A 24,367-nucleotide genomic window follows, 5' to 3' on the forward strand; every position below is an offset into this window, starting at 1 on the left:
TACTGCGCGGATTGTCATTCCCCGGGGGTTCCCATGCTTCGTACCGCTTTCGACGGCGCGCGCCGCCGCCGCATCTATCTCTTTCGCCATGGCGACGTTTCCTATGTCGACGACAAGGGCAACCGGGTGGCCGACTCGACCGCCGTGCCGCTGACCGACTGGGGCCGCGAACAGGCGGCGCTGACCGGCAAGGCGCTCGCCGCCATCCCTTTCGACCGCGCGGTCGCCTCCGCCTTTCCGCGCTCGGTCGAAACGGCCGAGCTGATCCTTGCCGGCCGCGGGCTGGCGGTCGAACGCCATGCCGGTTTCGTCGAGTTCCAGGGCAATCCTCAATTCCGCGACAAGATCACCGATCTCAACGACATCGCCTATGCCTTCCGCAGCGCGCATGAACCGGGCGCGCGCTACAATGGCGGCGACAGCTTCGAGGAAGTGAACACGCGGGTGACGGCGGCGCTCGAAACGCTGATCGCCGAACCTGAATGGGAAACGCTGGCGCTGGTCGCGCATGGCGGCATCAACCGCCTCGTCATCGGCTGGGCCTTCGGCACCGGCCTGCAAACCTTCGCCGCCATCGACCAGAACACCTGCTGCCTCAACGTCATCGATTTCGACGAACATCCGGAAACGCGCGAGATCGTTCGGAAGTCGGTGCGCGCGATGAACATCGCCGTTTATGACGTGGTCAAGGAAGGCAACCACCTGCAATCGCTGGAACAGATCGCAACGCGGCTGAAACCGAAGACTGTCGTCTGAGCGCTACTTCTTGCCCTTCACAAACTTGTCGCTCTCTTCCTGCGCCGAGCGGAAATTGGTCGAAAGCTGGCTCTGGTCGGCATCGGCATAGCTCGCCACCTTGTGGAGCGCATAGGCGGTCGCGTTGACCGCTTCCTTGACCATGCGCACGGCGGGTGCCGGCATCGACGCGGCGGCGGCGGCAAGCGCCATCGCCTTTTCGACCACATGGCCGTCTTCGGCGACTTCCTCGACGAGCCCCCAGTCGAGCGCGTGCTCGGCACTCATGCGCTCGCAGAGAATGCAGATGCGCTTGGCACGCGCTGGGCCCACCAATGTGATCAGGCGCGGCAGCGCGCCCCATTGCAGGTTGATGCCGATCTTGACTTCCGGCACATAGAGAAAGGCGCCCTTGCCCATGACGCGCCAGTCGAGCGCCAGCGGCAGCGCGACGCCGGCGCCGACCGCCATGCCCTCGATGGCCGCGACCGTGATCTGCGGCATGTCTTCCCAGGCCTGGCAGAGCCGGACGCCGCGATAATAGGTCTGGCGCAGCTCGAGATCGGTGCCGGCCGTTACCGCGCGGGTCGCGCGCTCCTTGAGGTCGATGCCACCGGAGAAAGCCTCACGTGTGCCGGTGAGAACGACCGCCTGCGTGTCGAGATCGTCCTGGAAGCGGCGGGCGACATCGGTGAGTTCGAGGATCGTTTCCTGATTGAAGGCGTTACGCGCGCCCTTGCGGTCGAAGCGTACCAGCGCGACGGCGCCTTTTTTCTCGATGGTGACGTTGTTGTAAGCGGTCATGGCCCGCGCCTCCCCTTTGTTGTTCTTGTCGAACGATTGTGCGGGGAGGCGCGGGACGATGACAAGCGGAATGCGGGCTATTCCGGCAGCGCGAAGGCGACGACAGAATCGCCAAGCTTCGTCGTGGCGCGGGCGTGACCGCCGGCCGCGATGACGACATATTGGCGGCCCTGCCATTCATAGGTCATCGGCGTCGCCTGCCCGCCGGCGGGGAGACGGCCTTTCCAGAGTTCGGCGCCCGTCGCCGCATCGAAAGCGCGCAGATAATCATCCATCGCGGCGCCGATGAAGACGACGCCGCCCGCCGTGACGACGGGTCCGCCGAAATTGGGCGTGCCCCATTTCAGCGGCAGCGGCAACGGCGCGAGATCGCGCACCGTGCCGAGCACGCTTTCCCATTTGATCGTGCCATCGGAAAGATCGACCGCGGTCAGCATGCCCCAGGGCGGCGGATTGCAGGGAAGATCCAACGGCGACAGCACAAGCTCGCGCTTGACGGCCCAGCGCGTCGGCAATTGCGGCGAGATTTCCTCGTTCGGCTCGGCAGCCTTCGCGGCTTCGTAGTTTTCGGACGGAACCAGCGTGATCAGATGCGCGGCGCGGCTGGTGTTGATGTACATGAGCTGGCTTTCAGGATCGAACGCCATGCCGCCCCAGTTGGCGCCACCGCCGGTGAAGGGATACATGATCGTGCCCTGCGCCGAAGGCGGCGTGTAGAGGCCTTCCGAGCGCGCGGCGGCGATCTTTTCGCGGCACGCCTTGCGGTCCCAATATGTGAGGCCCCAAGCATCGTCCAGCGAGAGCGTCTGCGGCACCAGCGGTGGCGGCGCAACGGGAAACGGCTGCGTCGGCGACAGGAACTCGCCCGCCGCGCCGTCCTGCGGCACCGGACGCTCCTCGATTTCGAAAACCGGCTTGCCGGTGTCGCGGTCGAAAACGAAGACGAAGCCTTGCTTGGTCACCTGCACCACCGCGTCGAGCGGCTTGCCGTCGCGCGTCAGCGTGACGAGGCTCGGCTGCGCCGGCAGATCGTAGTCCCAGACGTCGTGATGCACGGTCTGGAAATGCCAGCGCACTTTGCCGGTCGCCGCTTCGAGCGCCACGACGGAATTCGAATAACGATTGTCGCCCGAACGCAAGCCGCCGAAGAAATCGGGCGAGGGCGAGGATGTCGGCAGAAAGAACATCCCGCGCGCCTCGTCGGCCGACATCGGCGCCCAGACATTGGCATGGCCGGTACGCGCCGCAACGCCGCGCGGCCAGTCTTCGGGATGATCCTTCGCGCCGCGCGTCACCGGATTGAAATCCCAGAGCGGCTTGCCGTTGCGCGCATCGAAAGCGCGAACGGTTCCTTTCGGCGCATCGACACGGCGGTTGTCGCTGATCGCCGAGCCGATGATGACGACGCCGCGCGCAACGGCGGGCGGCGAGGTGATGTGGAATTCGCCCGGCCAGATGAGATCCATACCCGGATCGATGCGCACTTCGCCGTCGGCGCCGAAACCGAGACAGGGCTGCCCCGTCGGCGCATCGAGCGCGATCAGGCGCGAGTCGACCGTGCCCATGAAAAGCCTTGTCGCGCAGAGATCGCCGGGCGCTGCCTCGGCATCCGTCCATGGCGTGACGCCGCGGCAGACGAACTGATTGGCCGGCCGGTAGCCGGTCGTCACTTTCGGGTCGTAGCGCCATTTTTCGGCGCCGGTGCCCGGATCAAGGGCAATGACCTCATTGAACGGCGAACAGAAGATCAGCGATCCGGCAACAAGGATCGGCGTCCCTTCGAAGGCCGAGTACTTCATGTCGTCGGCACGGGTCTCCATGTCGCCGGTCCGGTAGGTCCAGACGGGTTTCAGCTTGCCGACATTGACGGGCGTGATCTGCACCGCCGTCGAATGGCGCTGGCCGCCCGCATCGCCGCCGTAATGGCTCCAGCCCGCCGCCATTGCCGGGACGGCCAGGCACATAGAGATCAGGACGCCGAAGACAGAGTGCCGCGGGAACATCGGAAACCCCTTGTTAAATGAATGGTTCATTCATATAATACCCTTTCATGATGGATGCAAGCGGCTTGACGAAATCGGTCCCGCCCGGCCTTTTGGAGCCGCGGCACAAGGGGAGATAAATGAGACGCAAGGCCGGGAATCGACTGGAGGACATCGCCGAGGCCGCAGTGGCCTGTTTCACCGATATGGGCATCAAACGCACCCAGATGGCCGACGTGGCGCGGACGGCAGGCGTTTCGGCCGGCACGCTCTATCTCTATGTCGCCAGCAAGGAAGCACTGTTTCACCTCGCCATCCTGAGGGTCTGCGACCGGCCGCTCGACAAACTCGCCCTGCCCCTCACCGATCCCGGAATCGAGGAGACGGTGGCGGTCTATGCGGCGCGGGTGGCGGAAGTGGCCGAATGGCCCGCGCTGCGCGCGGCGCGGGCTCCCGGCGCCCGGCCCGGCCACGAAACGCTGGTCGCCATTGGCGGCGAACTCTACGACATGCTGCACGAGGCGCGTCGCGCCATCTGGCTGCTCGATCACTGCGCGCGCGAGATACCGGCGTTCGACTCCCTGCTCTCCACCGACATGCGCGGCCACTACCGCGACGACATTGCCGCCGTGGCGCTGAAGGCGGCCGGCCGGACCGGCACGCCGAATGCAGCGATACGGCTGGCGGCGCGCCTTGCCATCGAGATCATCGCCTGGGCGGCCATGCACCGAATGAAGGAGACGCCCGCCAACCTGATCGACGGGCTCGACGAGGCCGGGGCCCGGAAAACCGCCACAGAAAGCTTTGCCGCCGTCGTTCTGGCCGCCGCGGGTGGCAATTAGCGCCATTTTGGCCACAAGTCGAAGCGCTTTAAGGGCTTCTTATCGCTTTGGGGACGACATTATGAACTGAATTGCCGTCAGAACGGGCACCCCCAGCAATGTTTGCCAGCCTTCGAAAGCACAACGACCCGCAGTCCTTGCCGGCTGACGCTGTGCGCATCGAAACGGATGTGACGCCGATCGAGACGCCGCAGCATCCGCAATCTCAGGCTTTGCTCGATTTCTGGCGCCATCACCGGCAGGGCGACCGCCTGCTGAGCCGGGCCGATCTTCCCTGCCGCGCCATGAGCGCGTTGCTGCCCAGCGTCTTCGTGCTCGAGCCGCTGGATCCCGAAGGCGCCGACTGGCGGCTCAGGCTGATCGGCACGCAGTTGACGGGCTGGCTGGGCTTCGATCCGACCGGCATGGCGATTTCAGACCTCTATCAGCCGGATTGCGTGGCCGAGAATGCCGAGGTCTACCGGCAGGTCACACGCGAACGCATCGTCCATGCGACGCAAGGACGGCTCTGCGGCATCAACCGCGATTTCCTGAGCCTCGAAATCCTGCATCTGCCGATCGAAGGCGCAACGCCGCAGGACATGCTGCTGCTCGGCAGCATCTCGATTTTCCCGGATATGTAATGAGGGCGGCGACCGGCCTCAGCTCTGAAGCTGACGGATCGCTTCGTCCATCAGTTCGTCCATCGTGCGGCGAAGCTGGTGGTCGGATTGTTCGACGCCGGCTGCATCGAAATCGGCGCGGATCTTGTCGAACACATCCTGATCGCCCGCTTCCTTGAGGTCCGAGGTGACCACGTCCTGCGCATAGGCGTCGGCTTCCGCGCCGGACTTGCCGAGCAGACCCGCGGCCCACAGCCCCAGAAGCTTGTTGCGGCGCGCATTGGCCCTGAAACGCAGCTCCTCGTCATGGACGAACTTCTTTTCGAAACCGTCTTGGCGCTTGTCGAAGGTGGACATGGGACCGGGTCACTCCGTTCAAAGGTCAGGGGCCGGCGGGAAGGGCCGCAGCGGCGCAAAACTGGCTCTAGGCATAGCCGCCCGGCCCTTTCAAATCAACCGCGATCGGGGACGCGGCGGGGCGCTGCGACGAAATGGCTAAGATGCTGATTTTTCGGGCATTTCCCGAAACCTTGCAGCGCGGCAAAACGGCGCCAGAGGCGCATTGTATCGCCCCCGGCCTTGCGTTAACTTGCGCACGCCGAAGAGCCGATTCCGCAACCGCTCTTCGCGCTCCCTCCGCTCAGCTTTCCGGGCCAACCGATTGGAATTCACGACATGAGCCGGCGCAGACGCGTTTATGAAGGCAAGGCAAAGGTGCTGTACGAAGGCCCCGAGCCCGGCACGCTTGTCCAGCACTTCAAGGACGACGCGACCGCCTTCAACAACCAGAAGCGCGCCGTCATTGAGGGCAAGGGCGTCCTCAACAACCGGATTTCGGAATTCATCTTCACGCGCCTCAACGAGATCGGCGTGCCGACGCATTTCATCCGCTCGATCAACATGCGCGAGCAACTGATCCGCGAGGTCGAGATCATCCCCTGCGAAGTCGTGGTGCGTAACGTCGCCGCCGGCTCGCTGTCGAAACGCCTCGGCATTGAGGAAGGCACGGCGCTGCCGCGTTCGATCATCGAATTCTATTACAAGAACGACGAACTCGGCGACCCGATGGTGTCGGAAGAACACATCACCGCCTTCGGCTGGGCGACGCCGCAGGAAATCGACGACATGATGGCCCTGTCGCTGCGGATCAACGATTTCATGACCGGGCTCTTCCTCGGTGTCGGCATTCGTCTTGTCGACTTCAAGGTCGAATTCGGGCGCCTCTATGAAGGCGACATGGTGCGTGTGGTGCTGGCCGACGAGATCAGCCCGGACTCGTGCCGGCTCTGGGACATCCGCTCCAACGACAAGCTCGACAAGGACCGGTTTCGCCGCGACCTGGGCGGTCTGATCGAAGCCTATCAGGAAGTGGCGCGCCGCCTCGGCATTCTCTTCGAGAACGAACCAAAACGCAGCGGCCCCAAGCTGGTGAAGTGAGGAACGACGACGCATGAAGGCCCGTATCAAAGTCACGCTGAAAAACGGCGTTCTCGACCCGCAGGGAAAAGCCATTGAGGGCGCACTGGGCGCGCTGGGTTTTTCCGGCATCGAAAGCGTGCGGCAGGGAAAGTTCATCGAGGTCGAGCTGGCCGAGAAAGACCGGACCAAGGCCGCCGCCGCCATCGACGAGATGTGCAGGAAGCTTCTGGCCAACACCGTGATCGAGAATTACGCGGTGGAGCTCGACGAGAAGTGAGCATGAAGTCCGCCGTCGTCGTCTTCCCCGGATCGAACCGCGAGCGCGACATGCTCTACGCGCTCGAACTGATCACCGGCGTCAAGCCGCATGCCGTCTGGCACACCGAACGCGACCTGCCGGATGTCGATCTGGTCGTGCTGCCGGGCGGCTTTTCCTATGGCGATTATCTGCGCACCGGCGCCATCGCCGCGCGTGGCAACATCATGCCTGCAATCGCGAAGGCGGCCGACAGGGGCGTTCGCATTCTCGGCGTCTGCAACGGTTTCCAGATCCTTTGCGAGGCGGGCCTGCTGCCCGGCGTGCTGATGCGCAATGCCGGCCTCAAATTCGTCTGCCGTCATGTGAAGCTGCAGGTCGTCAATGCCGAGACGGACTTCACACGCAAATACGAGCGCGGTCAGGTGTGGAACTGCCCGGTCGCGCATGGCGACGGCAATTATTTCACCGACACCGACACGCTGGCGCGGCTCGAAGGCGAAGGCCGCGTGGCCTTGCGCTATGCCGAAGGCACCAACCCCAATGGCTCGCTCAACGACATCGCCGGCATTCTCAACGAACGCGGCAATGTCTTCGGGCTGATGCCGCATCCCGAAAACATGATTGAACCGCTGAACGGCGCGACCGACGGACGCGCGCTCTTCGAAAGCGTGCTGGAGGCTGTGGCGTGATCCCGAATGTCGTTCCTGTCACTCCGGAACTGATCGCCGAGCACGGTCTGAAGCCCGACGAGTATCAGCGCATCCTCGACCTGATCGGCCGCGAGCCGACGCTGACCGAACTCGGCATCTTCTCGGCCATGTGGAACGAGCACTGCTCCTACAAATCGTCGAAGAAATGGCTGCGCACACTGCCGACAACCGGCCCGCGCGTCATCTGCGGCCCGGGCGAAAATGCCGGCGTCGTCGATATCGGTGACGGACAGGCGATCATCTTCAAGATGGAAAGCCACAACCATCCCTCCTACATCGAACCGCATGAGGGCGCGGCGACCGGCGTCGGCGGTATTCTGCGCGACGTCTTCACCATGGGCGCGCGCCCGGTGGCAGCCCTGAACGCGCTGCGTTTCGGCGCGCCCGAACATCCGCGCACCCGCCATATCGTCTCGGGCGTCGTCGCCGGCATCGGCGGCTACGGCAATTCCTTCGGCGTGCCGACCATCGGCGGCGAAGTGAATTTCGATCCGAGCTACAACGGCAATTGCCTGGTCAACGCTTTTGCGGCCGGTCTCGCCGACGCCGACAAGATCTTCTATTCGGAAGCCAAGGGCGTTGGCCTGCCGATCGTCTATCTCGGTTCGAAGACCGGTCGCGACGGCATTCACGGCGCAACCATGGCCTCGGCCGAATTCGGCGAGGGAACCGAAGAAAAGCGGCCGACGGTGCAGATCGGCGATCCTTTCTCCGAAAAGCTGCTGCTCGAAGCCTGTCTCGAACTGATGGCGTCGGGCGCCGTCATCGCCATCCAGGATATGGGGGCGGCGGGCCTGACCTGCTCCGCCGTCGAAATGGGCGCCAAGGGCAACCTCGGCGTCGAACTCGATCTCGACAAGGTGCCCTGCCGCGAAGACGGTATGAGCGCCTATGAAATGATGCTGTCGGAGAGTCAGGAGCGCATGCTGATGGTGCTCGACCCGGCGCGGGAGAAAGACGCCGAGGCGATCTTCGTCAAATGGGGCCTCGACTTCGCGATCATCGGCAAGACCACCGACGATCTGCGCTTCCGCGTGCGCCGTCACGGCGACGTCATGGCCGATCTGCCGATCAAGGAGCTGGGCGATCAGGCCCCGGAATATGACCGCCCCTGGATTGCCACCGCGAAGCCCGAGACCCTGTCTCCCGCCAGCGCACCGGCGCCCAGCGATGTCGGCGAAGCGCTGGCGCGCCTGATCGGCCTGCCCGACATGTGCTCGCGCCGCTGGGTCTGGGAACAATATGACCATCTGATCCAGGGCAACACCGCCGTCGGCCCCGGCGGCGACGCCGCCGTGATCCGCGTCGAACGGCAGAAAAAAGGCCTCGCCTTCTCGCTCGACGTGACGCCGCGCTATTGCGCCGCCGATCCGGTGGAAGGCGGCAAGCAGGCCGTCGCCGAATGCTGGCGCAACCTCACCGCCGTCGGCGCCGAACCGCTCGCCATCACCGACAATCTCAATTTCGGCAATCCCGAGAAGCCGGAGATCATGGGCCAGCTGGTCGGCTGCATTCAGGGCATCGGCGAAGCCTCCCGGGCGCTCGACTTTCCGGTCGTCTCGGGCAATGTCTCGCTCTACAACGAGACCAACGGCAAGGGCATCCTGCCGACGCCGACGATCGGTGGCGTCGGCCTGCTCCCCGACGTGGCACAGCGCGCCACCATCCCCTTCAAGGCCGAAGGCGAGGCGATCATTCTCGTCGGCGAAACGAAAGGCCATCTCGGCCAGAGCATCTACTTGCGCGACATCGCCGGAAAGTCGGACGACAAAAGCGCACCGCCACCGGTTAACCTCGCCGTCGAACGTCGCAACGGCGACTTCGTCCGCACCGAGATCCGCGCCGGCAACCTTACCGCCGTACACGACCTCTCCGATGGCGGCGTCTTTGTCGCGCTGGCCGAAATGGCCATCGCCAGCGGCATCGGCGCGCGCGTGAAGCCCGAAACCGCCCTGCCTCTGCACGCCTGGGCGTTCGGCGAGGATCAGGCCCGGTATCTGGTCACAATGCCGGAAAAAGACGCGGAAAGCTTCATGGCCCGCGCCGCGCAAGCCGGTGTGCCGGCCGCGCGGATCGGCGTCACTGGCGGCAGCGAATTGACACTGGCGGGTGCCACTCCCATATCATTGGTGGAACTTGGTGTTGCGCATGAAGGCTGGCTGCCGGCCTATATGGCCGAAGGCGCCGAACTTTGAGGGCCACCATGAACCGGGAGACGCGCTGACATGGCCATGACCGCCTCGGACATCGAACGCTTGATCAAGGAAGCGCTCCCCGACGCGATCGTCGACATTCGCGACCTGGCGGGCGACGGCGACCACTACGCCGCCAACGTCATCTCGGCCGCCTTCAAGGGCAAGACGCGGGTGCAACAGCATCAGATGGTCTATAGCGCCCTGAAAGGCGGTATGGGCAACGAACTTCACGCATTGGCGCTGCAGACCAGCGCGCCGCAGGATTGACACGAGACGCCGGCGAGACGCGCCGTGAAAGGACGAAGCAGATGAGCGACAACCCGGTCTTCGATCGCATCAAGACGGAAGTCAGCGATAACGACGTGGTGCTCTTCATGAAGGGCACGCCTGTTTTCCCGCAATGCGGCTTTTCGAATGCCGTCGTGCAGGTGCTGACCTATCTCGGCGTCCCCTTCAAGGGCATCGACGTACTGGCGGACGACGACATCCGCAACGGTATCAAGGAATTTTCCGACTGGCCGACCATTCCCCAGCTCTATGTGAAGGGTGAATTCGTCGGCGGCTGCGACATCGTCCGCGAAATGTTCGAACAGGGTGAGTTGCGCGACTATCTCGCCGCCAAGGGCATCGAGACGCAGGCGGCCTGATCCTTCCGGCGCCAACAGCAAAAAGGCCGCTCTTTCGAGCGGCCTTTTCGTTTGTCCGACGCGCTGCGACTAGCTGCGCGAATAGAATTCGACGACCAGGTTCGGTTCCATATGCGCCGCATAGGGCACATCGGCAAAGGCCGGGATGCGAACGAACTTCGCCGTCATCTTGTCGTGGTCGACTTCGAGATAGTCCGGTGTGTCGCGCTCGGCCGACTGCGCGGCTTCGAGGACCAGCGCCATCTGCCGCGACTTCTCGCGTACCGACACCACATCGCCTTCGCGCACACGGTAGCTCGGCACGTTGACGCGCTTGCCGTTGACCATCACATGGCCGTGGCTGACGAACTGGCGGGAGGCAAAAACCGTCGGCACGAACTTGGCGCGGTAGACGACGGCGTCGAGACGGCGCTCCAGCAGGCCGATCAGCAGCTCGCCGGTGTCGCCACGCAGGCGGTTGGCATCCTTGTAGATGCCGCGGAACTGCTTTTCGGAAATATTGCCGTAGAAGCCCTTGAGCTTCTGCTTGGCGCGCAGCTGCACGCCGTAATCCGAGACCTTGCCCTTGCGGCGCTGGCCGTGCTGGCCGGGACCGTATTCGCGGCGGTTGACCGGGCTCTTCGGACGACCCCAGATGTTTTCGCCCATCCGGCGGTCGATTTTGTACTTGGACTCCTGGCGCTTCGTCATCGCGGTTTCCTTGTCAGATATGACGGAAACGCGCCCTCCTTTGCCCTTTTCGGGCCGACAGGGGCTGGCTACAAGCGTCGCCGTCCCCGCGGGTGCGTATTCTAATGAAACCGGGCCCCCGAATGCCGGGAGCCCGTTTCGAGGCGGGTTTTAGCCCGCCGCGGCGCCCCTGTCAAACCACCGAAACACTGCAGGAAACAGCAGGAAACAGCAGGAAGCAGGCTCTGCGCCTATTCCGGCGGCCCCTCGCCTTTCGGGAAACGCCGGGTCAGCGCCGCGACCACACCCCGGAGTGTCCTAATTTCCTGCTCGGTCAGCACCGCGCGCTGGAACATGTTGCGTAGGTTGCGGATCATCGACGGACGCTTCTCCGGCGGCTTCAGAAAGCCAAATCGGTCGAGTTCGCCTTCAAGATGGACGAAGAAGCCGAGCAGCTCCGCCTTGCTGGCCGGTCTCGTCTGCAGATATTCGATGCGCATGGGCGCGGTCGCATCGCCGGCCTTGTGCCATTCATAGGCCATCAGCAACACGCATTGGGCGAGATTGAGCGAGGCGAAGGCCGGATTGACCGGCACCATCATCAACACATCGGCAAGCGCCAGATCGTCGTTCTCCAGACCGGTGCGCTCCGGACCGAACAGCAGGCCGGTCTGCCCACCCGCCCCGATCGCACGACGCAGATTTTCCGCCGTCACCGCCGGCGTGAAGATCGGCTTCACCATGTCACGGGCCCGCGCCGTCGTTGCCACGACATAATCGAGATCGCCAATGGCATCCGCAGTGCTGTCGAAGACCCGCGCGGCCTCAATGACGATGTCGGCACCCGATGCCGCCGCGCGGGCACGCTCGTTCGGCCAGCCATCACGCGGCCGCACCAGCCTGAGGTCGGTCAACCCGAAATTGAGCATGGCGCGCGCCGCTGTGCCTATATTCTCGCCAAGCTGGGGCGCAACGAGAATCACCGCCGGTCCCACCTCGAGCGGGGCCTCGTCGCGCCTGGTCTGGTCGGTTCCGGCCATGAGTACTGAAAGTTTCCGTTGGGGCAGTTGGCGAGCGTCAATAAGCGATTGCCCGTCTTTAATCAATCGGCCCGCAATGTTATAGGAAAGAGGCTCGTCTTGCGCAGGCGCCGCGTAGGCCTGCCCCGCCCGTTACACGTCTCGAAGGACCCCCCATGCCGAAGATCAAAGTTGCAAACCCCGTGGTCGATCTCGATGGCGATGAGATGACCCGGATCATCTGGCAGATGATCAAGGACAAGCTGATCTTCCCCTATCTCGACCTCGATATCGACTATTACGACCTCGGCATGGAGCATCGCGACGCCACCGACGACAAGGTGACGGTCGAATCGGCCGAGGCAATCAAGAAGCATGGCGTCGGTGTCAAATGCGCGACCATCACGCCCGACGAGGCCCGCGTTGAAGAATTCAAGCTGAAGAAGATGTGGAAGTCGCCCAACGGCACGATCCGCAACATTCTCGGCGGGACAGTGTTTCGCGAGCCCATCATCTGCCGCAACATTCCGCGCCTCGTGCCGGGTTGGACCGAGCCGATCGTGATCGGCCGCCACGCCTTCGGCGACCAGTATCGCGCCACCGACATGCTGATCCCCGGCAAGGGCAAGCTGACGATGAAATGGGTGTCGGACGACGGCAAGGAGACGATCGAAGAAGAGATTTTCGACTTCCCTTCGGCCGGCGTCGCCATGGGCATGTACAATCTTGATGACAGCATTCGCGACTTCGCGCGCGCCTGCTTGAAATTTGCTCTCGACCGCAAGTATCCGGTCTATCTCTCGACCAAGAACACGATCCTGAAAACCTATGACGGCCGCTTCAAGAATCTCTTCCAGGAGATTTACGAAAAGGAATTCAAGACCGATTTCGCCGCCGCGAAGATCACCTATGAACACCGGCTGATCGACGACATGGTGGCCTCGTCGATGAAATGGTCGGGTGGCTATGTCTGGGCCTGCAAGAACTACGACGGCGACGTCCAGTCGGATTCGGTGGCTCAAGGGTTCGGCTCGCTCGGCCTGATGACCTCCGTCCTGCTGACCCCGGATGGCAAGATCATGGAAGCCGAGGCCGCCCACGGCACCGTGACGCGCCACTACCGGGCCCATCAGCGCGGTGAGGAAACCTCGACCAACTCGATCGCCTCGATCTTCGCTTGGACGCGCGGCCTCTCACACCGCGCCAAGCTCGACGGCAACGACGCGCTGGCGAAGTTCGCTGCCACACTCGAAAAGATCTGCGTCTCGACGGTCGAGAGCGGCTATATGACGAAGGATCTGGCGCTGCTGGTCGGCTCCGAGCAGTCATGGCTGTCGACGGAAGGTTTCCTCGACAAGGTCGCCGAGAATCTCGACAAGGCGTTGGCGAAGCAGGCGTGATCTGCAGACGTTGAAACTGCCGCTCTCGGTTGCTGGGGTGAAGTCGCAGTATGAGCTGAATACATTTGGCAAAGCCCTGCCATAAATGTTGATGGCGTCGATGCCTGAAAAGATCGGCACGCGCACGACCATGTCCCATGTCACCACGAAATCGCGCCGATGGATTTCCGCAGCGAACCATCACCTTGCGGAGCAAATATCCTCAGCGTAGGCTTCGACCCGACTCAGACGAACCGGACCATTCAGCGAAAGCCAAACCCGAATGTCCACCGGAAGACCCCATAGTGGAAAGACCGGGTGGCTTTTCAGGCTCCGTCATTTCTTCTTCATTTTCGTCTATCTTTGGCTGCTCCTCAGCGTTTACACGCTGCACAATACACTCGTCCTGTCGGACTGGAGCCTTCTTGCCCATTTGGGCGCGGCTACGCTGAAGGCGCTGGTCTTCGCGAAATTCATCCTGATCGGCGAGCACCTGAAACTCGGGTCGCGCGCTGAGCACCTGCCGCTGATCTGGCCGATCCTCATCAAGTCCGCCCTTTTCTCGCTCGTCCTCATCGGCTTCAACCTCGCCGAGGAAGCCCTTCTCCATTGGCTCCGCCCCCATGAAGCCGCCAGCGGCGACGGCATGGACCTCGGCAGCCTGCCGGCGATCCTCTCTCTCACCGTCATGATCTTCGTCGCCCTCATCCCCTTCTTCGGCATCAGGGAACTCGGCCGCATCATCGGCGAAGATGGAATGTTCGACCTTTTTTTCCGCAAAGGCCCCCGAGGCGCCAACACCCTCGGTCCAGGCGCGGACTGACACCGGATCGCAAGATCGCTCTTGCGAGTTCGCGCGTCCAAAGTCAGACTCGCCTCGAAATCCGGCTTGGCAAAAGCACAATCGGCCGGATCGGGGGAAATGCACAAAATGTTATCGGCAAAACAGCAGGAAATGGTGGCGCTCTTCGAGCGCCATGTCGGTGCAGAACTGGAAGGCGATCTCGACGTCACGATGGCGACGATGAGCGACGATCCCTACCTCAACCACGTGCCGACCATGCAAGGCGGCAGCGGAAAGGAAGGCGTCCGCGCCTTCTACCGCGATCATCTCGTCGGCAAGTTCTTTCCGCCCGATGTCGAGATGATCGGCGTGTCGCGCACGGTCGGCGAAGAGCGGATCGTCGATGAAATCTACATCAGCTTCACGCATACGACCGTCATCGACTGGCTGTTGCCGAACGTCGCGCCGACGGACAAGCCCGTCGAAATGGTCGTCGCCGTCATCGTCGGCTTCGAAGGCGACAGGATTTCCTACGAGCACATCTATTGGGATCAGGCTGGCGTGCTGATGCAGGTCGGTCTGCTCGACCCCAAAGGCCTCCCCGTCACCGGCGCGGACAGCGCTCGAAAGGTCCTCGCCCGCAAAGCAGACTAGGCCCGCACGCGCCCAAACCCTGAACCTGTCACCTCTGCCTCGTGCCGGGGTTCAAGAGCCGCGCACTCAGCAAAAGCCGCCCTGGGTCCCACGGTCAAGGTCCTTGGGATGCCTCCGAGTTATTGTGATGCACGAATGAACATTCATCGTCGTCCCGGGACTTGATCCTGGGACCCGCCTCTTCAGAAAACAAAAGAGACTTAAGCCGCCACCGCCTCCAGCGCCGCCTTCACCGCTGCAAGCGCCGCCTCGGCCTTGTCACCATCGGGACCGCCCGCCTGCGCCATGTCCGGACGGCCACCGCCCCCAGCGCCGCCCATTGCCGCCGAACCGGCTTTCACCAGATCGACCGCGTTGAACCTCGCCGTCAGGTCCGCCGTGACGCCGACAGCGACAGCGCCTTTGCCGTCTTCACTGACAGCGACAAACGCAACAACACCCGAGCCGATCTGCTTCTTCGCCTCGTCCACAAGCCCGCGCAGATCCTTCGGATTCACACCATCGAGCTTGCGCGCGACGAGTTTCACCCCGCCGATTTCCTGCACCTGCGCATCGGCGGACGGGCCGCTGCCACCGCCCATCGCAAGTTTCTTCTTCGCTTCCGTCAGTTCGCGCTCAAGCCGCTTGCGCTCTTCCATCAGCGAGACGACGCGCGCCGGCAGATCTTCCGGCGCAATCTTCAACACCCCGGCAGCTTCCCTGGCAATGCGTTCCTGTTCGACCAGATAACGTCGCGCGCCCTCGCCGGTCAGCGCTTCGATACGACGGACGCCCGACGCAACCGCGCTCTCGCTGACGATCTTGAAGATCGCGATGTCGCCAACACGGCGCACATGCGTGCCGCCGCAAAGCTCGACCGAATAGACGCCATTGTCGTTGGCGTCGTCGAGCCCCATCGCCAGCACGCGCACTTCCGCGCCATATTTTTCGCCGAACAGCGCCAGCGCGCCGGCCTCGATTGCCTTCTCCGGCGTCATCAGCCGCGTCGAAACTTCGGCATTCTGGCGGATGACGCGATTGACGATGGTTTCAACTTCGGCCACCTCGTCGGCCGCCATCGGCTTCGGATGCGAGAAGTCGAAGCGTAGCCGGTCCGGCCCGACCATCGACCCCTTCTGGGTGACATGCGGCCCGAGCACACGGCGCAACGCCTCGTGCACAAGATGCGTCGCCGAATGATTGGCGCGCGTCGCGCTCCGCAATGCCTCGTCCACTTTCATCTCGACGATATCGCCGGTCTTGAGCTTGCCGCGCATGAGCGTGCCGATATGCACATGCATGTCGCCGAGCTTCTTCACCGTGTCCGATACTGGAAACTCCGCACCGCCGGGCGTGAACAATACGCCGCTGTCACCCACTTGCCCACCCGACTCGGCATAGAACGGTGTCTGGTTGGCGATGATGGCCGCTTCGGTCCCCGCCGCAATCTCATCGACCGGCCGGCCATCAACAATGATCGCCACGATCTTGCCTTCGGCATTTTCGGTTTCATAGCCGAGAAATTCCGTCGCGCCATGCTGCTCGCGCAATTCGAACCAGACGGCCTCGGTCGCCTTTTCGCCTGAGCCCGACCATGCGGCGCGCGCGTCCTGGCGTTGTTTGGCCATCGCAGCATCGAAGCCCGTCTGGTCGACGCTCATGCCGCGCGAGCGAAGCGCGTCCTGCGTCAGATCGAGCGGAAAACCGTAAGTGTCGTAGAGCTTGAAAGCGACGTCGCCGGGGAGCACACCTTTGCCCTGCTGCTTCTCGATTTCCTCGTCGAGAAGCTTCAGCCCGCGCGTCAGCGTTTCGCGGAACCGCGTTTCCTCGAGCTTCAACGTTTCGGTGACCAGCGGTTCAGCGCGGCGCAGTTCGGGATAGGCGTCGCCCATCTGCCTGACCAGCGCCGGCACCAGCCGCCACATCAAGGGTTCGGCGACGCCGACAAGCTGCGCATGGCGCATGGCGCGCCGCATGATCCGCCGCAGCACATAGCCGCGGCCTTCATTGGATGGCATCACACCATCGGCAAGCAGGAACGAGCTCGCCCGCAAATGGTCCGCGATGACTCGGTGGCTGACCGCATGCGGTCCGTCGGGATCGGACTTCGAGGCCTCGGCGGAGGCGACAATGAGCGCCCGCATCAGGTCGGTCGCGTAGTTGTCATGCGTACCCTGCAGCACGGCGGCGACGCGCTCGAGCCCCATGCCTGTGTCGATCGACGGCTTGGGCAGGTTGAGACGCGTCCCGTCGGCCTGCTGCTCATACTGCATGAACACCAGATTCCAGATCTCGATAAAGCGGTCCCCATCCTGATCGGGGCTGCCGGGCGGCCCGCCGGGAATCTTGTCGCCATGATCGAAAAAGATCTCCGAGCACGGCCCGCACGGTCCCGTGTCGCCCATCGACCAGAAATTGTCGGCGGTCGGAATGCGGATGATCCGGCTTTCGGGCAGGCCCGCGATCTTGCGCCAGAGCCCAAAGGCTTCGTCGTCGTCGGCATAGACGGTCGCGATCAGACGCTCTGTCGGCAGTCCGAATTCCTTGGTCACCAGCGTCCAGGCAAACTCGATCGCCTCGGCCTTGAAATAATCGCCAAAGGAGAAATTGCCGAGCATTTCGAAGAAGGTGTGATGCCGGGCCGTGTAACCGACATTGTCGAGATCGTTGTGCTTGCCGCCGGCACGCACGCATTTCTGGGCCGAGGCGGCGCGGACATAGGGGCGCTTTTCCTGCCCGGTGAAGACGTTCTTGAACGGCACCATGCCGGCATTGGTGAACAACAGCGTCGGGTCATTGTTGGGCACAAGCGGCCCCGAGGCCACGACCTCATGACCCTGTGCACGGAAAAACTCCAGATACTTCGCTCTGATCTCGTTGAGGCCGGCCATGGTTTCGTTTGTCTCGCAGTCGGGCTTCGGGGACACAGGAACACGGTGCGGCCATGGCCGCACATCCGCCCGTTTATCCCCGATTATCCGGAAAAATACGGCGCCCCAGCTTTTACCTGTCGCCCCGCCGACTGTCCAGAAAGGGGCGAAAAAGGCCCGCCGGACATGACAACGGCGCCGGAGGGTACCCGGCGCCGCTTTGGCTCATCATCAGGAAATCTGAAATACAGGACTCAAGCGCTGGCTTCGAGCTCGCCGTCATCATCCTCGGCTTCGGGACCCACTTCCATGATCTTGGCGGCGATCAGACCGGCATTCTGGCGGATGGAGGCCTCGATTTCGGCGGCCATGTCGGGATTGTCCTTGAGGAACTGCTTGGCATTCTCGCGGCCCTGACCGATGCGCTGGCTGTTGTAGGAGAACCAGGAGCCGGACTTCTCGACAATGCCGGCTTTGGCGCCGAGATCGACCAGTTCGCCCATCTTCGAGATGCCTTCACCATACATGATGTCGAATTCAACCTGCTTGAAGGGTGGCGCGACCTTGTTCTTGACCACCTTGACGCGGGTCTGGTTGCCAACCACCTCGTCGCGCTCCTTGATTGCGCCGATGCGGCGGATGTCGAGACGGACAGAGGCATAGAATTTCAGCGCATTGCCGCCGGTGGTGGTTTCGGGACTACCGAACATCACGCCGATCTTCATGCGAATCTGGTTGATGAAGATGACCATCGTGTTCGACTTGGAGATCGAGGCCGTGAGCTTGCGGAGCGCCTGGCTCATCAACCGCGCCTGCAGGCCGGGCAACGAGTCGCCCATCTCCCCTTCGAGTTCGGCTTTGGGCGTCAGCGCCGCGACCGAATCAATCACCAGCACATCGACCGCGCTGGAACGCACCAGCGTATCGGCGATCTCGAGCGCCTGTTCGCCGGTGTCAGGCTGGGAAATCAGAAGTTCATCGAGTTGCACGCCGAGCTTGCGCGCATAAATGGGGTCGAGCGCGTGTTCAGCGTCGACAAAGGCGCAGACGCCGCCCTTCTTCTGGGCTTCGGCGATGGTCTGCAGCGCCAGCGTGGTCTTACCGGATGATTCCGGGCCGTAGATTTCGATGACCCGGCCGCGCGGCAATCCGCCGATCCCGAGCGCAATGTCGAGGCCGAGTGAACCGGTCGAGATCGATTCGATCTCGACGATCTGCTCGTTCTTGCCGAGCCGCATGATGGAGCCCTTGCCGAACGACCGCTCGATCTGGCTCAACGCGGCGTCCAGCGCCTTTTTCTTGTCGCTATCGTCTTTCACGAGGCTCACAACATTCTTTGACATGACCGGTTTCCCCTTATTCCATTGCGCGTCGAGTCGTGCAATGCGGTTAATGTACCGGTTTTGTTCTCTGTGGCAACAGAATTTTCAAGTTCTTGATTTTATTTAAAAATCAGACTTTAGTTCGCGCGACGTTCTTGTTTTTTCTCAATGGCGGAGGCCGGAGCCGCGACGCCGGTGCTGCCGCGCGCCATGCGGGTGCCCGGCGCGACGCCCGTCAGCGGCCGCGCAACGACACCACGCGGCTTTGCATCCCACGCATGGGTCCAGTCATGGATGATGGCACCCTCCGCCTCCAGGATCGGCCGCATCTCGTGGAAGGCGCGGCCGATGCGGTAGAACGGAATGCGCGGGAAGAGATGATGGATCAGGTGGTAGGTCTGGTACATGTCGAGCACGGTCACCAGCCGGTGAATGGCACGCGGCAGCAGGAAGACACCGGAATCCTTGTAGCGCTCCTGCGAAAGATGCGGGCGGTGCGGCAGATAATTGAAGACAAGCCCGATCAGCGCGACGTTGAGGAAGGTCGGGAAAATCCACAGCATCAGGATTTCCCATCCGAAGCCGTAGACGAAAGCGGCGACGACGATCGTCCATGCGGTCAGGTGATGCGCCCCCGCGATGAAATAGGGCCGCCGCTGCGCCTTGTCCTTCCACATCCCCATCCGCGTCATCATCCAGACGTAATGCGGCGTCTGCGTGAAGAAGCGGAAGACCAGCGCCAGCGGATTGTGCGAGGCGCACCATGTATCGGGATCGCGTTCGAAATCGTTGGTGTAGCGGTGATGCACGAGATGCATTACGTCGTAGCCGCGAAAGGGAATGAGCGTGACCATGCCGCCCATCCAGGCGAGCAGGTCGTTCAGCCATTTATAGCGGCGATTGTCGCCCGAGATCGCATCGTGAATGCCGTCGTGAACGGCCATGAACTGCATCAGCAGCAGGTAGCCGTTGACCAGCATCGAAACCCAATAGGGCCATAATCCGGTAAGCGCCGCCACCGTCGAGACGGCAAGGCCGGCAAGCGACCCCAGCGCGACGAAAACCGTCGGCCAGGCGACATGCCCCATATGCCGTCGCGCGACCGCCAGCGCCGCACGGTGGTTCTCCGCACTCGTCGCGACGGGCCGGGAACTGCCCGGCTCGATGGAACTGAATTCAATGCCCATAAAAAACGAAGCCACCCGCCACACTCGTTTCAGACCGGCTCAGGATATACGGCTCCGGCGGGTGAAACCAGCATTCGGTCGGTCGCCTTCATGAAATGCTTAACGAAGGCAAGCGCTCGAACAACTCGGCAAGTGTTTGGGCCGGAGGCTTGCCGGCGGTGTCGATGACGATGCGCTCGCTCTGCCACGGGCGGTAGTCGCGGCGGATTACCTCGCTCCATGTGGGTTGACGGAGCCCCATAATGTCGCTTGTCCGCGTCTCAACGCGGCGGCGATGCTCCACCTCGTCGGAGCAGACGATCTCGACGTCGATGGCGTCGCACCCTGCCTGGACCGCGACGATGCGCCACGCCGCCCGCGTCTCCTCGACGGGATTTACCGAGTCCGCCACGACGATGCGCCCCAACTTCAAATTGTCTTCGGCCAGCGCAAAAGCCGCCGCATAACCCGCGTCGTCGACCGGGTCGATCCGCAAACTCGAATTCTTCAACGCCTGCTCGATCGTATCGATGCGCAAGTAAGTCGCACCAATACGCCGCGCGAGTTCGCGCGCAATGGTTGATTTTCCAGTGCCGGGCAGTCCCGAGAATACGATGAGCACAGACATTGCTCCGAAAGGCGGCACGCCGCTCACTTCGCGTTCATTACTTCCTTGACGGCTGCGGCAAGCTGCTTCAGCGAGAAGGGCTTGGGCAGGAAATGGAATTCCTGCCCGGGGTCTAGGCTCTTGGCGAAAGCGTCTTCCGCATAGCCCGACACGAAGATGATCGGCGTACCCGGCAGCTTGTGCTTCAGCTCCTTGGCCATGGTCGGGCCGTCCATGTTGGGCATCACGACATCAGACACCACGAGATCGATCCGGCCTTCATAGGCATCAACGACTGCAAGCGCCGCCTCGCCGCTCTCGGCCTGCAGCACGTCGTAGCCTCGGGTCGCCAGCGCCCGCGCCGCGAAGGTGCGCACAGCGTCCTCGTCCTCCACCAGCAGGATCGTGCCCTTGCCGGTGAGGTCCGACGGTTCCGGCGGGGCCGCGGCGAGCGATGCCTCTTCCTGCCGGCGGTCGGCCGCCGTTTCGGTATAGCGCGGCAGGTAGATGCGGAATGTCGTGCCCTTGCCGACTGTCGAATACGGGAAGATGAAACCGCCCGTCTGCTTGACGATGCCGTATACGGTCGAAAGGCCAAGGCCGGTTCCCTTGGAGGGGTCCTTGGTCGTGTAGAAGGGCTCGAAAATCTTGCCGAGGTTTTCCTTGGGAATACCGTGACCGGTATCGGCAACCTCGATCAGCACATACTCGCCATGCGGCATCAGCGCGTGATCGAGCGCGCGGCTGTCGGCCTCTGAGACATTGGCGGTGCGGATCGTGAGGCGACCGCCTTCGTCCGGCATCGCATCGCGTGCATTGACGGCGAGATTGATGACGACCTGTTCAAGCTGGTTCTGATCGACCTTCACGAGACCGAGATCGCGACCATGCACGATCTTGAGTTCGACCTTCTCGGTGAGCAAGCGCGCCAGCAGGTTTTGCAGCTCGGCCAGCGCATCGGTCAACGAGAGCACTTTGGGCCGGAGCGTTTGGCGCCGCGAGAAGGCCAGCAACTGACGCGTCAGATTGGCAGCACGATTGGCGTTCTGCTTGATCTGCACAACATCGGCAAACGAAGGATCGCCAGCCTGGTGCCGCGCCAGAAGGAGATCGCAAAAGCCGATAATCGCCGTCAGCAGGTTGTTGAAGTCATGCGCAACACCGCCCGCAAGCTGACCGACAGCCTGCATCTTTTGCGATTGCGCAAATTGCATCTCCAGCGACTTCTGTTCGGTTGCATCGATCAGATAAACGACCAGCGACGCACCCTCACCCGCATCGACGCGCGCGGCATAGAGCTGGCCGACCCGCTCCGCATTTCGAACGAGGCGGATATCGATGGCAGCACTGGACAGCTGGCCCGCCCGCGCACGGGCCAGGAGTTCGTCCACGGCAGGACGGTCGTCCTCCGCCGCAAGGTCGGCGAGCCTGGTGCCGCGCTCCACGCCCTCACCCACATAGCCGACAAAGGCGCTGTTGGCGTTGTCGATCCGGCCATTCTGATCGACCGTTGCAATGCCGATCGGCGCGTTGTTGAAGAAGCGTGCAAAGCGCATCTCGGCATCGCGCGCGGTGACCTCGGCCTTGTCGCCTGTCGTCCGGTTGAGCACCAGCGCAAAGATACGCGCCGGCCGGCCTTCAATGCCGTCAAGCCGGCTCCGCATGATGCGAACCGGTACCGCGCGGCCTTCCGGCCCCTTGAGGTCAAGATCGAGCGGCGACATCTCACCGTCCGATCCGCTCTCGTCCTCGGCCAGCGCCGGCGCCTCGCCGAGCGCCAGATCGGAAAGCGTCAGTCCGCGTTCCGTCACCCGTGCCGGTTCGATCGCGAGCCAATTGCCGAGCGTCGGATTGAGATAGACGATGCGGCCGCTCACGGCGTCGGCGGCGAAAAAGCCGACAGGCGCATTTTCAAGGTAGGAAAGCGAGCGCATATGTGTGCGCTCGGCAGCCTCTGCCCTGTCGCGTTCCGCCGTCAGGTCACGGAACAACCACACGGCGCCGCCTTCCGCACCGCTCAGCGGGCGCACCACAACCTTGTAGAGGCGCTCAATTCCTCCCGGCGTCTCAATGCGTATATCTTCATCGGCCGCAAAGCCGGTTCGCGCTGCCTGCGCTAGGCGGAAGGCAATCTCGGCCACATCGCCGCGCCCGGCCAGAAGGCGCTCCAGCGGCACCGGCCGGTCGAGATCGAAGCCGCCCGCCAACATCCGGTAGGCCTCGTTGGCGAACAGCACGGCCCCACGCCGGTCAGTCGCATAACAGGGGTCAGGGAGCACATTGAGCGCGTCGGCCGCCGCCGCCGGCGAACGGCTCAATGCGTCGGCGTTGTTGCCGGAAAAACTATAGAGAACGGCGATCGCGATCACGAACAGGCCAAGCGCGGTCAGCGCACCCGTCACGCCGAACGCATGGACACCCACCGTATCGAGCAATGTCGTGACGGCACCGATCGCAACGCCGCCAATGACGATCCAGCGCCGCGCCGGCATTGACCGGACGGTATCGCCGTCAGGCAGCCGCGGGCCATCGGACCTATCGTCTATTGTGTCGGCATAATCGGCCGGCGTTTCGGCCATTCCCAACTCCCGGTGCAGTCTGTCGGTGTGCTTGGCGCCGCGCTGGCCCGAATCACTTCCGGCCGCGTCCACCGACCATCTTAGCCTTAAGCCGCATCACATAGCCAATCACCTCGGCGACGGCCTTGTAGTGCTCCGGCTCGATCTCGTGGTCGATCTCGACGGTCGCATAAAGCGCGCGCGCGAGCGGCGGATTCTCGATAATCGCCACATCGTGCTCCCGGCCGACCTCGCGGATACGCAAAGCGACCGCGTCGACACCTTTGGCGACGCAGGTCGGGGCCCCCATCCCCTGCTCGTATTTGAGCGCCACGGCATAATGAGTCGGATTGGTGATGATGACGGTGGCGGTCGGTACGGCAGCCATCATGCGCTTGCGGCCGCGCTCGACGCGGATCTGACGCAGCTTTGCCTTGACTGTCGGGTCGCCTTCCATCTGCTTGTATTCGTCCTTGACCTCCTGAATGGTCATGCGCTGCTTCTTCATCCATTGCAGCCGCTCGAAGAGATAGTCGAGCGCCGCCACGACGGTCATGACGGCGATCACACCGGCGAACATCTTCAACGCCAGTTCGCGCACCAGCGGCAGCAGCTGGGCAATCTCCCAGGTCATCATCAGCACCAAGCGGTCGCGCTCCGGCCAGACGATCATGGTGGCAACAACACCGACGACGCTGAGCTTGACGATGCCCTTGGCAAGGTTCATCAGGCTTTTTGCCCCGAAGAGACGTTTCAATCCTTCCTTCGGCGAGATTTTTGAAAGCTTTGGCGTCATCCGGTCGGCGGAGAAAACCGGGGCGTGCTGGATGATGTTGCCGATCAGCGCGGCCAGCATGAGGACCGACAGAGGCGCCAGCAAAACACCGAACACCGTGCCGCCAACGTCAAGCCAGATCTTGCGCAGATGATCCGGATCCATCGGGATAGCCTCAGGCTGCGAAATGAACACCTTGAGCGTGCCTGACAGCGATGTCGCCGTGCCCGTCGCCATCAGCGCAAGCGCCACGGCAGCGCCCAGCATTACAAACCAGGTGCTGATTTCCTGGCTTTTGACGACATCGCCCTTCTTCTGGGCTTCTTCCAGTTTTCGGTGTGTTGGTTCTTCTGTTTTTTCTGAATCATCATGTTCGGACATGGCGCAACC

At 62.8% G+C, this 24,367-nt stretch carries 23 protein-coding genes; 12 read left to right on the top strand and 11 right to left on the bottom strand.

Annotated elements, in window-relative coordinates; all coding sequences use genetic code 11:
- Nucleotides 1-33 precede the first annotated feature (33 nt).
- A complete protein-coding gene (locus Q7V31_RS12215; protein WP_304734722.1) occupies nucleotides 34-756 on the top strand; it encodes a histidine phosphatase family protein in 723 nt (240 codons plus the stop codon).
- A gap of 3 nt (nucleotides 757-759) precedes the next feature.
- Here the strand turns inward: Q7V31_RS12215 and Q7V31_RS12220 are convergent, their stop codons facing one another.
- Nucleotides 760-1,539 (bottom strand): enoyl-CoA hydratase/isomerase family protein, encoded by a 780-nt coding sequence (locus Q7V31_RS12220; RefSeq protein ID WP_304734724.1) that lies wholly within the window; start codon nucleotides 1,537-1,539, stop codon nucleotides 760-762.
- Between the two features lie 77 nt (nucleotides 1,540-1,616).
- Nucleotides 1,617-3,572, bottom strand: a complete 1,956-nt coding sequence (locus tag Q7V31_RS12225; protein ID WP_304734726.1) for a pyrroloquinoline quinone-dependent dehydrogenase — start codon at nucleotides 3,570-3,572, stop codon at nucleotides 1,617-1,619.
- Nucleotides 3,573-3,661: 89 nt separating this feature from the next.
- Between Q7V31_RS12225 and Q7V31_RS12230 the strand changes: the two genes are divergently transcribed.
- Nucleotides 3,662-4,363: a TetR/AcrR family transcriptional regulator gene (locus Q7V31_RS12230; protein ID WP_304734729.1), complete on the top strand. Its 702-nt coding sequence runs from the start codon at nucleotides 3,662-3,664 to the stop codon at nucleotides 4,361-4,363.
- A 137-nt stretch (nucleotides 4,364-4,500) separates the two neighbouring features.
- The gene (locus tag Q7V31_RS12235) at nucleotides 4,501-4,986 is read left to right on the top strand and encodes a PAS domain-containing protein (protein ID WP_304734730.1); all 486 of its coding nucleotides are present in this window, start codon (nucleotides 4,501-4,503) and stop codon (nucleotides 4,984-4,986) included.
- An 18-nt stretch (nucleotides 4,987-5,004) separates the two neighbouring features.
- Here the strand turns inward: Q7V31_RS12235 and Q7V31_RS12240 are convergent, their stop codons facing one another.
- Nucleotides 5,005-5,322: a DUF1476 domain-containing protein gene (locus Q7V31_RS12240; RefSeq protein ID WP_304734733.1), complete on the bottom strand. Its 318-nt coding sequence runs from the start codon at nucleotides 5,320-5,322 to the stop codon at nucleotides 5,005-5,007.
- A gap of 318 nt (nucleotides 5,323-5,640) precedes the next feature.
- Here Q7V31_RS12240 and purC point away from each other — a divergent pair, with 318 nt between their 5' ends.
- The 6 genes from purC to grxD are packed head-to-tail and all read left to right on the top strand — an operon-like array spanning nucleotide 5,641 to nucleotide 10,195.
- Nucleotides 5,641-6,402: a phosphoribosylaminoimidazolesuccinocarboxamide synthase gene (gene purC, locus Q7V31_RS12245; RefSeq protein ID WP_304734735.1), complete on the top strand. Its 762-nt coding sequence runs from the start codon at nucleotides 5,641-5,643 to the stop codon at nucleotides 6,400-6,402.
- 13 nt (nucleotides 6,403-6,415) lie between these two features.
- Nucleotides 6,416-6,661 (top strand): phosphoribosylformylglycinamidine synthase subunit PurS, encoded by a 246-nt coding sequence (purS, locus tag Q7V31_RS12250; protein WP_304734737.1) that lies wholly within the window; start codon nucleotides 6,416-6,418, stop codon nucleotides 6,659-6,661.
- 2 nt (nucleotides 6,662-6,663) lie between these two features.
- Nucleotides 6,664-7,332: a phosphoribosylformylglycinamidine synthase subunit PurQ gene (purQ, locus tag Q7V31_RS12255; RefSeq protein ID WP_304734739.1), complete on the top strand. Its 669-nt coding sequence runs from the start codon at nucleotides 6,664-6,666 to the stop codon at nucleotides 7,330-7,332.
- On the top strand, nucleotides 7,329-9,548 hold the full coding sequence (gene purL / locus Q7V31_RS12260; protein ID WP_304734741.1) for a phosphoribosylformylglycinamidine synthase subunit PurL: 2,220 nt from the start codon (nucleotides 7,329-7,331) through the stop codon (nucleotides 9,546-9,548). Before purQ ends, purL begins: the two co-directional genes overlap by 4 nt.
- A gap of 30 nt (nucleotides 9,549-9,578) precedes the next feature.
- Nucleotides 9,579-9,815: a BolA family protein gene (locus Q7V31_RS12265; RefSeq protein WP_304734743.1), complete on the top strand. Its 237-nt coding sequence runs from the start codon at nucleotides 9,579-9,581 to the stop codon at nucleotides 9,813-9,815.
- 41 nt (nucleotides 9,816-9,856) lie between these two features.
- On the top strand, nucleotides 9,857-10,195 hold the full coding sequence (grxD, locus tag Q7V31_RS12270) for a Grx4 family monothiol glutaredoxin (RefSeq protein WP_304734746.1): 339 nt from the start codon (nucleotides 9,857-9,859) through the stop codon (nucleotides 10,193-10,195).
- A gap of 69 nt (nucleotides 10,196-10,264) precedes the next feature.
- On the opposite strand, the gene rpsD is transcribed toward grxD, so the two are convergent.
- Together rpsD and Q7V31_RS12280 are read right to left on the bottom strand one after the other, a co-directional pair.
- Nucleotides 10,265-10,885 carry a 30S ribosomal protein S4 gene (rpsD, locus tag Q7V31_RS12275; protein WP_304734748.1) on the bottom strand — a complete coding sequence of 207 codons (621 nt, stop codon included), beginning with the start codon at nucleotides 10,883-10,885 and terminating at the stop codon, nucleotides 10,265-10,267.
- 230 nt (nucleotides 10,886-11,115) lie between these two features.
- On the bottom strand, nucleotides 11,116-11,904 hold the full coding sequence (locus Q7V31_RS12280; protein ID WP_304734750.1) for an RNA methyltransferase: 789 nt from the start codon (nucleotides 11,902-11,904) through the stop codon (nucleotides 11,116-11,118).
- A 155-nt stretch (nucleotides 11,905-12,059) separates the two neighbouring features.
- Here Q7V31_RS12280 and Q7V31_RS12285 point away from each other — a divergent pair, with 155 nt between their 5' ends.
- The 3 genes from Q7V31_RS12285 to Q7V31_RS12295 all read left to right on the top strand — a co-directional run bounded on the left by Q7V31_RS12285 (nucleotide 12,060) and on the right by Q7V31_RS12295 (nucleotide 14,700).
- Nucleotides 12,060-13,283: an NADP-dependent isocitrate dehydrogenase gene (locus Q7V31_RS12285; RefSeq protein ID WP_304734752.1), complete on the top strand. Its 1,224-nt coding sequence runs from the start codon at nucleotides 12,060-12,062 to the stop codon at nucleotides 13,281-13,283.
- A gap of 262 nt (nucleotides 13,284-13,545) precedes the next feature.
- Complete coding sequence (locus Q7V31_RS12290; protein WP_304734753.1) at nucleotides 13,546-14,085, top strand: hypothetical protein; 540 nt, start codon at nucleotides 13,546-13,548, stop codon at nucleotides 14,083-14,085.
- Nucleotides 14,086-14,193: 108 nt separating this feature from the next.
- Nucleotides 14,194-14,700, top strand: coding sequence for a nuclear transport factor 2 family protein (locus Q7V31_RS12295; RefSeq protein ID WP_304734755.1), 507 nt, complete (start codon nucleotides 14,194-14,196; stop codon nucleotides 14,698-14,700).
- Nucleotides 14,701-14,900: 200 nt separating this feature from the next.
- Here Q7V31_RS12295 and alaS read toward each other — a convergent pair whose 3' ends face one another.
- The 6 genes from alaS to flhB form a co-directional block, all read right to left on the bottom strand.
- Nucleotides 14,901-17,570: an alanine--tRNA ligase gene (gene alaS, locus Q7V31_RS12300; protein WP_304734757.1), complete on the bottom strand. Its 2,670-nt coding sequence runs from the start codon at nucleotides 17,568-17,570 to the stop codon at nucleotides 14,901-14,903.
- A 233-nt stretch (nucleotides 17,571-17,803) separates the two neighbouring features.
- Nucleotides 17,804-18,892 (bottom strand): recombinase RecA, encoded by a 1,089-nt coding sequence (recA, locus tag Q7V31_RS12305; RefSeq protein ID WP_304734760.1) that lies wholly within the window; start codon nucleotides 18,890-18,892, stop codon nucleotides 17,804-17,806.
- Nucleotides 18,893-19,008: 116 nt separating this feature from the next.
- Nucleotides 19,009-20,073, bottom strand: coding sequence for a fatty acid desaturase (locus Q7V31_RS12310; RefSeq protein ID WP_304734763.1), 1,065 nt, complete (start codon nucleotides 20,071-20,073; stop codon nucleotides 19,009-19,011).
- Nucleotides 20,074-20,146: 73 nt separating this feature from the next.
- Complete coding sequence (locus Q7V31_RS12315; protein WP_304735127.1) at nucleotides 20,147-20,659, bottom strand: AAA family ATPase; 513 nt, start codon at nucleotides 20,657-20,659, stop codon at nucleotides 20,147-20,149.
- A gap of 29 nt (nucleotides 20,660-20,688) precedes the next feature.
- Nucleotides 20,689-23,223, bottom strand: a complete 2,535-nt coding sequence (locus tag Q7V31_RS12320; protein ID WP_304734765.1) for an ATP-binding protein — start codon at nucleotides 23,221-23,223, stop codon at nucleotides 20,689-20,691.
- 52 nt (nucleotides 23,224-23,275) lie between these two features.
- Nucleotides 23,276-24,358: a flagellar biosynthesis protein FlhB gene (flhB, locus tag Q7V31_RS12325; RefSeq protein WP_304734767.1), complete on the bottom strand. Its 1,083-nt coding sequence runs from the start codon at nucleotides 24,356-24,358 to the stop codon at nucleotides 23,276-23,278.
- Between the last annotated feature and the right edge of the window lie 9 nt (nucleotides 24,359-24,367).

It is taken from the genome of Parvibaculum sp. (assembly GCF_030651915.1).
Taxonomy (GTDB): Bacteria; Pseudomonadota; Alphaproteobacteria; order Parvibaculales; family Parvibaculaceae; genus Parvibaculum.

What these genes read in the sequence shown, in the direction of transcription:
- Q7V31_RS12215 (WP_304734722.1), top strand. Translation starts at nt 34, where the DNA reads ATGCTTCGTACCGCTTTCGACGGCGCGCGCCGCCGCCGCATCTATCTC.
- Q7V31_RS12220 (WP_304734724.1), bottom strand. Translation starts at nt 1,539, where the DNA reads ATGACCGCTTACAACAACGTCACCATCGAGAAAAAAGGCGCCGTCGCG.
- Q7V31_RS12225 (WP_304734726.1), bottom strand. Translation starts at nt 3,572, where the DNA reads ATGAACCATTCATTTAACAAGGGGTTTCCGATGTTCCCGCGGCACTCT.
- Q7V31_RS12230 (WP_304734729.1), top strand. Translation starts at nt 3,662, where the DNA reads ATGAGACGCAAGGCCGGGAATCGACTGGAGGACATCGCCGAGGCCGCA.
- Q7V31_RS12240 (WP_304734733.1), bottom strand. Translation starts at nt 5,322, where the DNA reads ATGTCCACCTTCGACAAGCGCCAAGACGGTTTCGAAAAGAAGTTCGTC.
- purC (WP_304734735.1), top strand. Translation starts at nt 5,641, where the DNA reads ATGAGCCGGCGCAGACGCGTTTATGAAGGCAAGGCAAAGGTGCTGTAC.
- purS (WP_304734737.1), top strand. Translation starts at nt 6,416, where the DNA reads ATGAAGGCCCGTATCAAAGTCACGCTGAAAAACGGCGTTCTCGACCCG.
- purQ (WP_304734739.1), top strand. Translation starts at nt 6,664, where the DNA reads ATGAAGTCCGCCGTCGTCGTCTTCCCCGGATCGAACCGCGAGCGCGAC.
- Q7V31_RS12265 (WP_304734743.1), top strand. Translation starts at nt 9,579, where the DNA reads ATGGCCATGACCGCCTCGGACATCGAACGCTTGATCAAGGAAGCGCTC.
- grxD (WP_304734746.1), top strand. Translation starts at nt 9,857, where the DNA reads ATGAGCGACAACCCGGTCTTCGATCGCATCAAGACGGAAGTCAGCGAT.
- rpsD (WP_304734748.1), bottom strand. Translation starts at nt 10,885, where the DNA reads ATGACGAAGCGCCAGGAGTCCAAGTACAAAATCGACCGCCGGATGGGC.
- Q7V31_RS12280 (WP_304734750.1), bottom strand. Translation starts at nt 11,904, where the DNA reads ATGGCCGGAACCGACCAGACCAGGCGCGACGAGGCCCCGCTCGAGGTG.
- Q7V31_RS12285 (WP_304734752.1), top strand. Translation starts at nt 12,060, where the DNA reads ATGCCGAAGATCAAAGTTGCAAACCCCGTGGTCGATCTCGATGGCGAT.
- Q7V31_RS12290 (WP_304734753.1), top strand. Translation starts at nt 13,546, where the DNA reads ATGTCCACCGGAAGACCCCATAGTGGAAAGACCGGGTGGCTTTTCAGG.
- Q7V31_RS12295 (WP_304734755.1), top strand. Translation starts at nt 14,194, where the DNA reads ATGTTATCGGCAAAACAGCAGGAAATGGTGGCGCTCTTCGAGCGCCAT.
- alaS (WP_304734757.1), bottom strand. Translation starts at nt 17,570, where the DNA reads ATGGCCGGCCTCAACGAGATCAGAGCGAAGTATCTGGAGTTTTTCCGT.
- recA (WP_304734760.1), bottom strand. Translation starts at nt 18,892, where the DNA reads ATGTCAAAGAATGTTGTGAGCCTCGTGAAAGACGATAGCGACAAGAAA.
- Q7V31_RS12320 (WP_304734765.1), bottom strand. Translation starts at nt 23,223, where the DNA reads ATGGCCGAAACGCCGGCCGATTATGCCGACACAATAGACGATAGGTCC.
- flhB (WP_304734767.1), bottom strand. Translation starts at nt 24,358, where the DNA reads ATGTCCGAACATGATGATTCAGAAAAAACAGAAGAACCAACACACCGA.